Consider the following 12,032-nt stretch of genomic DNA (forward strand, 5'->3'; position numbering starts at 1 on the left):
GGGGCTGCGCACCCGGCTGTCGATCGTCCAGCAATGCCGGCCCGAGGACATCGAGGCCTGCCGCGCCCGCTATGCCGCGATCGGTGCCGACGCCACCCTGTCGACCTTCTTCGACGATGTGCCGGACCGCCTGGCGGCCGCCCAGCTGGTGATCTGCCGCTCCGGCGCGTCGACCGTGGCGGAGCTCGCGACAATCGGTCGCCCGGCCATTCTGGTGCCCTATCCGTTCGCCATGGATGACCACCAGACCGCCAACGCCAAGGCCATCGCGGCCACCGGTGCCGGATGGCTGATGCCGCAATCCGATCTCTCTCCGGAAGTGCTGGCATCGCGTCTCGAAGCGCTGTACACCCGCCCCTCCGTTCTGGCCGAGGCCGCCGGCGCAGCGCGCGCCGCAGCCCACCCGGATGCTGCCGACCGACTCGCCGATCTGGTCCTTTCCCTCGCGGAAGGCAGGGCCGGCGGCCGTGCGCGGACCACCACAGGATCCTCTTAGGAGAACCGCCCGATGAGGCAGATGCCGCTCGACATTGGTACGATCCATTTCGTTGGTATCGGTGGCATCGGCATGAGCGGGATCGCGGAGATCCTGCACAACCTAGGCTATTCCGTGCAGGGCACCGACGTGGCCGAAAGCGCCAACGTCCAGCGTCTGCGCAAGGCCGGCATCGACGTCAAGATCGGCCATGCCGCGGCGCATCTGGGCGATGCCGCGGTGGTCGTCATCTCCTCGGCGGTGAAGAGCGACAACCCCGAGGTCAAGGCGGCCCGTGCCTCCTCCATCCCGGTGGTGCGCCGGGCCGAGATGCTGGCCGAGCTGATGCGCCTGAAATGGTCGATCGCGATCGGCGGCACCCACGGCAAGACCACCACCACCAGCCTGGTCGCGGCGATGATCGACGGCGCCGGCATGGACCCGACCGTGATCAATGGCGGCATCATCAACGCCTATGGCACCAACGCCCGGCTCGGCCAGGGCGACTGGATGGTGGTCGAGGCGGATGAGAGCGATGGCACCTTCACCCGGCTGCCGGCCACCATCGTCGTGGTCACCAACATCGACCCCGAGCATCTCGACTTCTACGGCGATTTCGACTCGGTCAAGGCGGCGTTCGAGCAGTTCGTCACCAACACGCCGTTCTATGGCTTCGCCGTCCTGTGCATCGACCATCCGGAGGTGCAGGCGCTGATCTCCCGCGTCACCGACCGGCGCATCATCACCTACGGATTCAGCCCGCAGGCCGACGTTCGCGCGATCGACTTTTCGATCGAAACGCGCGGCTCTCGCTTCACCGCCGTGCTGCAGGATCGGCAGTCCGGAAAAAGCCGTATGATCCGCGATATTGTGTTGCCAATGCTCGGACAACACAATATCCAGAACTCATTGGCCGCAATCGCCGTGGCCCATGAGATGGGAATGGACGACGGGCAGATCATCGAATCGCTTGCGCGTTTCAGCGGAGTCAAACGCCGCTTCACCAAGACCGGCGAGTCCGCCGGCGTGACGGTGATCGATGATTACGGACATCATCCTGTGGAGATCGCCGCAGTGCTCAAGGCGGCCCGGGCCGCGGCCCAGAAGCATAAAGTCATCGCCGTGGTCCAGCCCCACCGCTACTCCCGGCTGTCCAGCCTGTTCCAGGAATTCTGCACCTGCTTCAACGACGCCGATGTCGTCGTGGTGGCGGATGTCTATGCCGCGGGCGAAGCCCCGATCGAAGGTGCCACCCGTTCGGCCCTGGTCGAAGGGCTGCGCGACAGCGGCCACCGCCGCGTGATCCCGCTGCCGGGGCCGGAGGCGCTGCCGCAGGTGGTGCAGGATCTCGCCCAGCCGGGAGACTTCGTGGTCTGCCTCGGCGCCGGCAGCATCACCTACTGGGCCAATGCGCTGCCCGGCGACCTCGACGCGCTGCGCGCCAAGCGGGTGGCGGGGGCGGGCCGATGACCAAGACCGTTGCAGTCCTGCATGGCGGCTGGTCGGCGGAGCGCGAGGTCAGCCTCGTCTCCGGCAAGGCTGTCGCTGCGGCGCTGCGCGGGCGCGGCCATCGCGTCGACCTGATCGATGTCAGCCGTGACGTGGAAGCGCTGCTGCGCGCCTTGCGACCGGCGCCGGACGTCGTGTTCAACGCGCTGCACGGCAAGGGCGGCGAGGACGGCACCATCCAGGGCGTGCTCGACATGCTCGGCCTGCCCTACACCCATTCCGGCGTCCGTCCCTCGGCGATCGCCATGTCGAAGCCGGTGACCAAGCAGGTGGTCGGCGCGGTCGGCATCCGCACCGCCCGCGGCGTGGTGGCGACGCCGCAGCAGGTGGTCGAGCGCCACCTGATCGAGCCGCCCTATGTGGTCAAGCCGGCTGAGGAGGGGTCCAGCGTCGGCGTCCGCCTCGTCCGCAGCAACGACAACGCCCTGGCGATCGACCTCGCGGCCTGGGGCTATGGCGATGCGCTGGTCGAGGAATACATCCCCGGCCGCGAGCTGACCGTCGGCGTGATGGGCGACCGCGCCCTGACCGTGACTGAGATCGCGCACAGCCACGCCTTCTTCGACTATGAGGCGAAGTACACCGAAGGCCACGCCGTCCACACCCTGCCGGCCCGGGTGCCTGACATCGTCTTCACCGAGGCGATGCGTCAGGCGCTGCTGGCCCACCAGACCTTGGGGTGCCGCGGCATCAGCCGCAGCGACTTCCGCTGGGACGATTCCAAGCCGGGTGCCGACGGTCTGGTCTTCCTCGAGCTGAACACCCAGCCCGGCTTCACCCCGATCTCGTTGGTGCCCGAACAGGCCAAGCATGTCGGCATCGACTTCGCCGATCTCTGCGAATGGCTGCTGGAGGCCGCCGCATGCGATCGCTGAGCGCCGAGCCCGATGCCGCCCGCCGGCGTGCCGGTGCCACTGCCGGCACCTCGGTGCGGCGCCGGCCGATGCCGCGCCGCCAGGCCGCGGCGCTGCGCACCGGCGGCATCGCGCTGGGCAGCATCGCCGTGTTCGGCCTGCTCGCAGCACTCTGGACCAGCGGCACGCTGACCGCGGCCTGGCGGGGCATCCATGGCGTCGCCATGGACGTGACGGTCGCCGCCGGCTTCTCGGTGCAGGAAGTGCTGGTCGAAGGCCGGCGCTCGGTCGATGGCGGCGCGATCATGTCGGCGCTCGGTGTCGGCCGCGGCGACCCGATCTTCGATCTCGACCCCGACGCGGCCCAGACGGCACTGCTGCAGATTCCCTGGATCCGGTCCGCCAGTGTCGAACGCCGGCTGCCGGACACGATCTTCGTGCGGGTCGAAGAGCGGGTGCCGCTGGCGTTGTGGCAGGCCAACCAGAAGTTCAGCCTGATCGACCGCGACGGCCATGTGCTACCGGTGCAGTCGCTGGCCGACTACCCCGACCTGCCGATGGTGGTCGGCGGCGATGCGGCGGAGACCGCGGCGACCCTGGTCGACGGCCTGTCGAAGACGCCTGATATCGCCCGCCGCATCCGCTCGGCGATGCGCATCGGCGGCCGGCGCTGGGATCTCGTCCTCGACAACCACGTCACCGTCAAGCTGCCGGATGGCGATATCGGCCCGGCCCTGGCCCGGCTGGAGGAGGCGCAGCTCAAGGATTCCGTGCTGGACCGCGACGTGCTGACGGTGGATCTCCGCCTGGCCGATCGCATGGTGCTCCAGCTTTCGCCCGCGGCGGCGGCGCAGCGGCCGCAGCCGAAGGACAAGACGTGATGGGCGGGGCGGATGGCACTCATGGGATTTAACGCGATGCGCCGCCCCCGGACTCGGGCCCGAGGCTCGATCGTCGCGGCCGTCGATCTCGGCACCACCAAGGTCGTGTGCTTCATCGCCCGGGTCGGTGACGAAGGGCATGCCCAGGTGATCGGCATCGGCCACCAGGCCAGCCGCGGCGTCCGCGCCGGCGCCATCGTCGAACTCGACGCGGCGGAGAAGACCATCGCCCTGGCGGTGCAGGCGGCCGAGCAGATGGCCGGCGAAACCGTCAACGAGGTGATCGTCAACCTGTCCGGCGGCCACCCGGCATCGCAGAGCCTGTCGCTGGAGGTGCCGGTCGGCGGCCGCGAGGTGTCGGAGAACGATCTGCGCCGGGCGGCGCGCGCCTTCCACGGCAGCGTCGCCACCGACGCCGAGGTCATCCACGCCGTGCCGATCAGCTACGGCCTGGACGAGGTCCGTGGCGTGCGCGACCCGCGCGGCATGGTCGGCGAGTCGCTCAGCATCGACCTGCACCTGATCACCGCCAACACCGGCGCGGTGCGCAACCTGACCGCCTGCGTCAACCGGGCCCATCTCGAGGTCGAGGCCGTGGTGCTGTCGCCCTACGCCTCCGGCCTGGCCTGCCTGGTGCCGGACGAGCGCGACCTGGGCTGCACCGTGATCGACATGGGCGGCGGCACCACCACGCTGGCCGTGTTCATCGAGGGCCGGCTGGTGTTCGCCGACTGCCTGCCGGTCGGCGGCGCCCATGTCACCAACGACATCGCCCGCGGCCTGACCACCCCGGTGGTCCATGCCGAGCGGATGAAGACGCTGTACGGCTCGGCCCTGCCCTCGGTCGCCGACGACCGCGAAGTCATCGACGTGCCGCAGGTCGGCGAGGAAGAGGACAGCCAGCCGACCCATGTGCCGAAGAGCCTGCTGACCGGGATCATCCAGCCGCGCATGGAAGAGATCTTCGAGATGGTGCGCTCGCGGCTCGAGGCCAGCGGCTTCGACAAGGCCTTCGGCCGCCGCGTGGTGCTGACCGGCGGCGCCTCGCAGCTGCAGGGCGCGCGCGAACTGGCGCAGCTGGTGCTGGACAAGCAGGTCCGCATGGGCCGGCCGCTCGGCCTCGACGGCCTGGCCGAAGCCACGGCGGGCCCGAGTTTTTCGACGGCGACGGGCCTCTTGGCCTACGCCAGTTCGGGGCCTGCCGACCTGGTCGGTTCGGGCCCGGGGCTGGAGGAGAGCGGCGCCACCGGCGGCGGCTTCTTCAGCCGGATCGGGGGGTGGTTCCGTGACAACCTCTGAGCCCAGTCTTCGGACGAGACCACTCAACCCGGCGCGCCTGACCATCCGGGGCGCCGCCGGGACCACGGATCGGGGCGGATGGAAGCGGTCGCAGGGTGAGTAGGGTAAGTAGGGGAGCATCGACATGATCAATCTCAGCATCCCGCAGGGTGATGTCAGCCTCCAGCCGCGGATCACCGTGGTTGGCGTCGGCGGCGCCGGCGGTAACGCCGTCAACAACATGATCCGGGCCAACCTGACCGGGGTCGAATTCGTGGTCGCCAACACCGATGCCCAGGCGCTTGCCGGCTCGGCGTCGGAGAAGCGGATCCAGCTGGGCGCCGGCCTGACCCAGGGCCTCGGCGCCGGGTCGCGCCCGGACATCGGCCGGGCGTCGGCCGAGGAGGCGATGGAGCTCATCGTCGCCCATCTCGAAGGCGCGCACATGGTGTTCATCACCGCCGGCATGGGCGGCGGCACCGGCACCGGTGCGGCGCCCGTGATCGCCCGCGCGGCGCGCGAGCAGGGCATCCTGACCGTCGGCGTGGTGACCAAGCCCTTCCACTTCGAGGGCGCGCACCGCATGCGCATGGCCGAGCAGGGGCTGCAGGAGCTGCAGCAGTATGTCGACACCCTGATCATCATCCCGAACCACAACCTAGTCCGCATCGCCAACGAGAAGACGACCTTCGCGGACGCCTTCAAGATGGCGGACGAGGTGCTGCATTCGGGCGTGCGCGGCGTCACCGACCTGATGGTGCAGCCGGGCCTGATCAATCTCGACTTCGCCGACATCCGCACGGTGATGGCCGAGATGGGCAAGGCGATGATGGGCACCGGCGAGGCCGAGGGCGAGCGCCGCTCGATCAGTGCCGCAGAGGCCGCGATCTCCAACCCGCTGCTCGACGACATCTCGATGAAGGGGGCCAAGGGTGTCCTCATCAACATCACCGGCGGCCTTGACATGACCCTGTACGAGGTCGACGAGGCGACCAACCGGATCCGGGACGAAGTCGACCCCGACGCCAACATCATCTTCGGCTCGACCTTCGACGAGACCATGGAAGGTCGCGTCCGCGTGTCGGTCGTCGCCACCGGCATCGACATGGCGGTCAACGCTCAAGGCACGCGGCCGCAGACATACGGCACCACCTCGCTGCCCTCGGGTGACCGTGCCCGGCAGCAGCAGCCCGCCCCGGCGCAGCAGCCGACCGCACCCGCCCGTCCGGCGCCGGTGATGCCGCAGCGCTTCGTCGGCCAGGCCCAGCCGGTGCAGAAGCCGGCGGCCCCGGCGGTCGAGCAGCCGGTCGCGGCCGCGCCGGTCGAAGCCGCGCCCGAGGACGAGTACGCGCCGATGACCGAGGCGGAGGAAGCCGAGGCCGCGGCGGCCGAGATGCCGGAACCGGAGATGGTGCCGCAGCAGGTCGCAGCCCGGGCCCCGGTCCAGGCGATGGCCGCCGGCGCACGCCCCGGCTTCCTGGCACCGCGTCCGGTCCAGGCCGCCCCGCGCCAGGCCGTGCCGCAGCGTCCGGTCGAGGCGGCGCCTGCCGCCGCCCCGGCCGCGCCGGCCGAGGCCGGCCGTAAGAAGCTGGGCCTGTTCCGGCGGGTGACCGGCCTGCTGCGCGAGGAAGAGCAGCCGCAGGAGATGCACCACGCCCAGCCGACGCTGCGCCAGGAGCCGGCGCCGCGGGCCGAGGCGCAGCGGGCCCCGGCCCCGGCGGCGGAAGCCCCGCGCCCGGTGGCGCAGCAGCGTCTGGCGATCGACGCCGGCCGCGCGCCGCTGCCGCGCAGCGAGGAGGACGCGCTTGATATCCCGGCCTTCCTCCGCCGCCAGGCGAACTGACGGGCCTGTCCCGAGACCACCACCGGCCGCAAGCTCCCCTTGCGGACGGTGGCTGTACCCTGCTTGTTTTGTGATCTTGCCGCCCGTGTCTCACGGGCGGCTTTTTCTTTGCCGGCCCGGATCAGGACGGCCGGATCAGGATGGGCGGACCAGGGCCCGGGTGACCTGTTCGGCCAGTTCGGCCGCTTCGGGCCAGTCGAGCGTCGGCTTGTTGATCCGCAGCGAGACGATGCCGTGCAGGGCGGTCCACAACAGCAGGGCCAGCCGCTCGGGATCCTCGGTGCGCGGCACGGGGGCTGCCTCCAGGATCTCCCGGATCATGGCCGTGGCCTGCACCAGCAGCGGCTGCCCGAAGCTGGCCAGCTTCGGGTCGTCGAGCCGCGGCACGGCGCGGCCTTCGTAGAGAACCTTGTAGTGCCCCGTCCTTTCGAGCCCGAACCGGATATAGGCCAGCGACACCGCGAGCAGCCGGTCCCAGGCGCCGCCTCCAGCTTTCGCAGCCTCTTCTTCGGCCGCCCGGCGCAGGGTGATCTGTTCGTTGAACAGCCGCTCGAGCACTGCGAGCAGCAGGACATTGCGATCGGTGAAATGGATGTAGATCGACGGCGCGGCGATCTTCGCCTCCCGGGCGACGGCGCGGAGCGAAAACGCCTCTTCGGGCCCCAGCCGCGCCAGCACGCGGGTGGCGGCCTCGATCAACTCGACGCGCAGGCGATCGCCCTCGCCCCTGACGTTGCGCCGTCGCGATCCAGCGGCGTCCATGCTTGCAGGCTCCCGGCCGATCATCTCTCGGGCCCACCTTACCAGACAATTGACATATGTAACCTTACGGCCGTAAGTTAACGGTCATTAGGCGACTCGGCAGCCCCGCGCCGGCCTCGCCGATGCTTGCAAGGAGCCGAAGCCATGATCTCTCAACCCGGTCCGGGCGGTCGCTTCACGCTGCCAGGCACGTCGATCGCGCTGACCCGGATCGGCTACGGCGCCATGCAGCTGACCGGGCCGCAGGTCTGGGGCCCGCCGAAGGATCGGGACGCCGCCCTCGCCGTGCTGCTCGAGGTCGTGGCGCTGGGCATCAACCACATCGACACCAGCGACTATTATGGGCCCCACATCGCCAACGAGCTGATTCGCGAGGCGTTGCATCCCTATCCGCAGGACCTGGTCATCGTCTCGAAGCTCGGGGCACGGCGGGCGCCGGACAAATCATGGCCGCACGCCCTCTCGGCCAGGGATCTCACCGACGGCGTCCACGACAATCTGCGTCATCTCGACCTGCAGGCGCTCGATGTCGTCAATCTGCGCCTCGGTGAGCCGTTCGGGCCGACGGACGCCTCCCTGCGGGAGCCGCTCTCCGTCCTGATCGATCTCAAACGCCAGGGGCTGATCCGCCATATCGGCCTCAGCAACATCACGCCGCGCCAGTTCACGGAGGCGCGGGAGATGACCGACATCGTCTGCGTCCAGAACCACTACAACCTGGCGCATCGCCGGGATGACGCGTTCATCGACGCGCTTGCGGCCCAGAATGTCGCCTTCGTGCCGTTCTTCCCGCTGGGCGGCTTCCGGCCGGTGCAGTCCGAAACGCTCGATGCCGTGGCGGCCTCGCTCCAGGCGACGCCACGGCAGGTGGCGCTCGCCTGGCTGCTGCAGCGTTCGCCCAACATCCTGCTGATCGCCGGCACGGCCTCGGCCGCGCATCTGCGCGACAACGTGAAGGCCGCGGAGCTGCAACTGCCGCCGGACGCGATCGCCGCCCTGAATGCTATTGCCGAACGATAGAGCTGGCTTCGGGGGAGGGGCGGGATCACCCGCCTTCGTGTTTGCGATCCTGCCGCCCTCACGGGCGGCTTTTTCTTTGGGTCGAAGCCGCGTTCGCGGCCTGCTCGAAACGGCCGGGGACGCGTAACAGTCCGAAACAAAGTGTGATTTTTGCTTGCGCGCCGGCCGGGCTAGGGTTCGAGCCTCCCGAAAGGGACGACACATCAGCACTTTGGCGAACGAAGTGCATGTCGGCGAAGCGAAGGACACACATCGTGGCTCACATCTCGGCGGAATCGGGTGCGGCGACGCAGAAGACGCTGAAGACCGCGATCAAATGCACCGGCGTCGGCCTGCATAGCGGGCAGGACGTGACCATGGTTCTGCGGCCCGGCGACATCAACAGCGGCATCGTTTTCGTGCGCACCGACGTGCCCCAGGGCCGGCGCAGCATCACGGCGCGCTGGGACAAGGTTACCGACACCCGCCTGTGCACCCTGATCAGCAACGGCCAGGACGTCTCGGTTGGCACCATCGAGCATCTGATGGCCGCCCTTCGTGGCTGCGGCGTCGACAATGCGGTGGTCGAGCTGAACGGGCCGGAAGTGCCGATCATGGATGGTAGCTCGGCCCCCTTCGTGTTCCTGATCGAATGCGCCGGGCTGGTCAGCCAGGCCGCCCTGCGCCGCAGCATCCGTATCCTGCGCCCGGTCGAAGTCACCGCCGAGGACCGCTGGGCCCGGCTGACGCCGTCGCCAAGCGCGACCTTCAGCTTCGAGATCGAGTTCAGCAGCCGCGCGATCGCGCATCAGGAAGGCCTGGTGCGGCTCACCAACGGCAACTTCAAGACCGAGATCGCCCGCGCCCGCACGTTCGGCTTCGCGCAGGAGGTCGAGGCGCTGCGCCGTCACGGCCTCGCCCGCGGCGGCTCGCTGGAGAACGCGATCGTGGTCAATGGCGACCGGGTGATGAATGCCGAGGGCCTGCGCTACGAAGACGAGTTCGTGCGCCACAAGATCCTCGATTCGATCGGCGACCTCTACCTCGCCGGCGCCCCGATCCTCGGCCACTTCCATGGCTACAAGGCCGGTCATGCGCTGAACAACCAGCTGCTGCGGGCCCTGTTCGCCGACGACACCGCGTGGTGCTACGACACCAGCTTCGGCGCCGAAACCACGGCAGAGCCTTGGGTTCGGCAGGTGCCGGCCGGCGTGCTGCACACCGCCAACGCGGCCTGATCCGATCATTGTCGACTGCCGTCGTCCCTCCTCGCCCGGCGTGGAGGGACGACGTGTTTCCGCCTCCCCGCGCAGGTGTCTCGCCATCTGCGTCCGGGGTGGGTATATAGGGGCCCGGACAGAACCGAAGGCGATGATCGAGTGAACAAGCGTCTGCAGTTTCGCCACGTGGTGCGGATCGGGCTCGTCCTGCCGGCCGTTCTTCTCACCGCCTGTGGCGGCGGATCTTCTGACAAGAAGACGGTGGCAGCCGACGAGCCGCCGGAGACGCTGTATTCCGAGGCACAGCAATCCTTCGACGACAACGACTTCAAGGCGGCGTCGACCAAGTTCGACGAGGTCGAGCGCCAGCACCCGTATTCGAACTGGGCGACCAAGGCCCAGCTGATGTCGGCCTATTCCAGCTACAAGCGCGGCGACTATGACGGCGCGATCGTGGCGCTGGACCGCTTCATCTCGCTGCATCCGGGCAGCGAGGAGCTGTCCTACGCCTACTATCTGAAGGCGCTGTGCTACTACGACCGGATCTCCGACGTCGCGCGCGACCAGCGCATCACCGAACTGGCGACGCAGTCGCTGAACGACGTCATCACCCGGTTCCCGGACAGCGACTACGCCCGCGACGCCAAGCTGAAGCTGGACCTGACCTACGACCAGCTGGCCGGCAAGGACATGTCGATCGGCCGCTTCTACCTGAAGCGCGGCGACTTCAACGCGGCGATCAACCGCTTCCGCAACGTGGTCAAGAACTGGCAGACCACCAGCCAGGTGCCGGAGGCGCTGGAGCGCCTGGTCGAGGCCTATGTCTCGCTCGGCCTGACCGACGAGGCGCGGCATGTCGCGGCGGTGCTCGGCTACAACTACCCCGGTGATCCCTGGTACCAGGACGCCTATGCGCTGCTGACCGATTCCGGGATCCGTCCGCCGGATGACAAGGACTTCTTCGACCGCACCCTCGGCTCGATATTCTGAGAGACCGTCTGAGACGGGCGAGAGACGATGCTAGCCGGGCTTTCGATCCGAAATGTGGTTCTGATCGAACAGCTTGCGCTGGGATTCGCCGAAGGGCTGTCGGCCCTGACCGGCGAGACCGGCGCGGGCAAGTCGATCCTGCTCGATGCGCTCGGCCTCGCCTTGGGCGGCCGCAGCGATGCGGGCTTGGTGCGGCACGGCGCTGAGACGGCGACCGTCAGCGCCGATTTCCTGCTGCCTGACGACCATCCGGTGAAGGCGCTGCTGGCCGAACAGGATCTGCCGGTCGACGACACGCTGGTGCTGCGCCGCAGCGTCGGTGCCGACGGCCGCAGCCGCGCTTTCGTCAACGACCAGCCGGTGTCGATCGGCCTGCTGCGCCGGATCGGCGCCGGGCTGGTCGAGGTGCATGGCCAGTTCGAGACCCAAGGGCTGCTCGACCCCAAGACCCATCGCGATGTGCTCGACACTTATGCCGGGGCCGAGGCCCTGGCCGTCTCCTGCGCCGCTGCCTGGGAGGTCTGGCGGGCGGCGCTGCGGCGGCAGGAAGAGGCGCTGTCCGAGGCCGGGCGTGCCCAGGCCGAGGAAGGCTTCCTGCGCCATTCGGTCGAAGAGCTGCAGGCGCTGGCGCCGGAGCCGGGCGAGGAGGCACAGCTGGCCGAGCGCCGGGCCCTGTTGCAGCACCGGGAACGGGTGATGGAGGGCGTCGCTGCCGCCCTGTCCGACCTGTCGGGCGACCGCGGCGCCGAACGGTCGCTGGTCTCGGCCCAGAAGGCGCTGCAGCGCATCGCCGACCGCGCCGGTGGGCGCCTGGACCCGATCCTGGACCAGATCGGCCGCGCTGCCGACGAGGCGGCGGATGCCGCGGCCGCGATCGAACGCTTCTCCGCCGACATCGACCTCGACGCCGGCGAGCTGGAGCGGCTGGAGGACCGGCTGTACGCGCTGCGCACGCTGGCCCGCAAGCATGGGGTGGAGGCCGAGGCGCTGCCCGAGCTGCGCCGGCAGTTCGCCGAACGGCTGGCGCTGGTCGAGGACCGCGCCGCGGTGCTGTCGCGGCTGGCCACCGCGGCGGCCGAGGCCCGCGCCGGCTATGTCACGGCGGCGGAGGCGCTGGCCAAGGCCCGGCGCAAGGCCGCGGCCAAGCTGGACGCCGCGGTGGCGAAGGAACTGCCGCCGCTGAAGATGGAGCGGGCCCGCTTCGTCACCGCGATCGACGCG

General features: G+C 69.3%; 11 protein-coding genes. 10 read left to right on the forward strand and 1 reads right to left on the reverse strand.

The genetic code is table 11. The features are described 5' to 3' along the window. The 6 genes from AC3XYG_RS15685 to ftsZ all read left to right on the forward strand — a co-directional run. Positions 1-496 (forward strand): UDP-N-acetylglucosamine--N-acetylmuramyl-(pentapeptide) pyrophosphoryl-undecaprenol N-acetylglucosamine transferase (locus AC3XYG_RS15685; protein ID WP_489140778.1); only part of this gene is annotated, 496 nt, incomplete at its 5' end. 12 nt (positions 497-508) lie between these two features. Then, complete coding sequence (gene murC, locus AC3XYG_RS15690) at positions 509-1,945, forward strand: UDP-N-acetylmuramate--L-alanine ligase (RefSeq protein ID WP_489140779.1); 1,437 nt, start codon at positions 509-511, stop codon at positions 1,943-1,945. Continuing rightward, entirely contained in the window at positions 1,942-2,859 is a 918-nt protein-coding gene (locus AC3XYG_RS15695; protein WP_489140780.1) for a D-alanine--D-alanine ligase, read from the forward strand. Before murC ends, AC3XYG_RS15695 begins: the two co-directional genes overlap by 4 nt. Continuing rightward, complete coding sequence (locus AC3XYG_RS15700; RefSeq protein ID WP_489140781.1) at positions 2,847-3,719, forward strand: cell division protein FtsQ/DivIB; 873 nt, start codon at positions 2,847-2,849, stop codon at positions 3,717-3,719. The genes AC3XYG_RS15695 and AC3XYG_RS15700 overlap by 13 nt, the downstream gene beginning before the upstream one ends. Before the next feature lie 36 nt (positions 3,720-3,755). Beyond that, positions 3,756-5,018 (forward strand): cell division protein FtsA, encoded by a 1,263-nt coding sequence (ftsA, locus tag AC3XYG_RS15705; RefSeq protein WP_489140782.1) that lies wholly within the window; start codon positions 3,756-3,758, stop codon positions 5,016-5,018. A gap of 124 nt (positions 5,019-5,142) precedes the next feature. Next, positions 5,143-6,840, forward strand: coding sequence for a cell division protein FtsZ (gene ftsZ, locus AC3XYG_RS15710; protein ID WP_489140783.1), 1,698 nt, complete (start codon positions 5,143-5,145; stop codon positions 6,838-6,840). A gap of 135 nt (positions 6,841-6,975) precedes the next feature. Here ftsZ and AC3XYG_RS15715 read toward each other — a convergent pair whose 3' ends face one another. Continuing rightward, a complete protein-coding gene (locus tag AC3XYG_RS15715) occupies positions 6,976-7,602 on the reverse strand; it encodes a TetR/AcrR family transcriptional regulator (protein ID WP_489140784.1) in 627 nt (208 codons plus the stop codon). A gap of 144 nt (positions 7,603-7,746) precedes the next feature. On the opposite strand from AC3XYG_RS15715, the gene AC3XYG_RS15720 reads away from it, so the two are divergent. The 4 genes from AC3XYG_RS15720 to AC3XYG_RS15735 form a co-directional block, all read left to right on the forward strand. Next, a complete protein-coding gene (locus AC3XYG_RS15720; RefSeq protein WP_489140785.1) occupies positions 7,747-8,622 on the forward strand; it encodes an oxidoreductase in 876 nt (291 codons plus the stop codon). Positions 8,623-8,876: 254 nt separating this feature from the next. Beyond that, positions 8,877-9,839 (forward strand): UDP-3-O-acyl-N-acetylglucosamine deacetylase, encoded by a 963-nt coding sequence (lpxC, locus tag AC3XYG_RS15725; RefSeq protein WP_489140786.1) that lies wholly within the window; start codon positions 8,877-8,879, stop codon positions 9,837-9,839. Between the two features lie 141 nt (positions 9,840-9,980). Then, complete coding sequence (locus AC3XYG_RS15730) at positions 9,981-10,811, forward strand: outer membrane protein assembly factor BamD (protein WP_489140787.1); 831 nt, start codon at positions 9,981-9,983, stop codon at positions 10,809-10,811. Between the two features lie 27 nt (positions 10,812-10,838). Beyond that, on the forward strand, positions 10,839-12,032 hold a 1,194-nt coding region (locus tag AC3XYG_RS15735), incomplete at its 3' end, for an AAA family ATPase (RefSeq protein WP_489140788.1).

Source organism: Inquilinus sp. (assembly GCF_057815775.1).

What these genes read in the sequence shown, in the direction of transcription:
- murC (WP_489140779.1), top strand. Translation starts at nt 509, where the DNA reads ATGAGGCAGATGCCGCTCGACATTGGTACGATCCATTTCGTTGGTATC.
- AC3XYG_RS15695 (WP_489140780.1), top strand. Translation starts at nt 1,942, where the DNA reads ATGACCAAGACCGTTGCAGTCCTGCATGGCGGCTGGTCGGCGGAGCGC.
- AC3XYG_RS15700 (WP_489140781.1), top strand. Translation starts at nt 2,847, where the DNA reads ATGCGATCGCTGAGCGCCGAGCCCGATGCCGCCCGCCGGCGTGCCGGT.
- ftsA (WP_489140782.1), top strand. Translation starts at nt 3,756, where the DNA reads ATGCGCCGCCCCCGGACTCGGGCCCGAGGCTCGATCGTCGCGGCCGTC.
- ftsZ (WP_489140783.1), top strand. Translation starts at nt 5,143, where the DNA reads ATGATCAATCTCAGCATCCCGCAGGGTGATGTCAGCCTCCAGCCGCGG.
- AC3XYG_RS15715 (WP_489140784.1), bottom strand. Translation starts at nt 7,602, where the DNA reads ATGGACGCCGCTGGATCGCGACGGCGCAACGTCAGGGGCGAGGGCGAT.
- AC3XYG_RS15720 (WP_489140785.1), top strand. Translation starts at nt 7,747, where the DNA reads ATGATCTCTCAACCCGGTCCGGGCGGTCGCTTCACGCTGCCAGGCACG.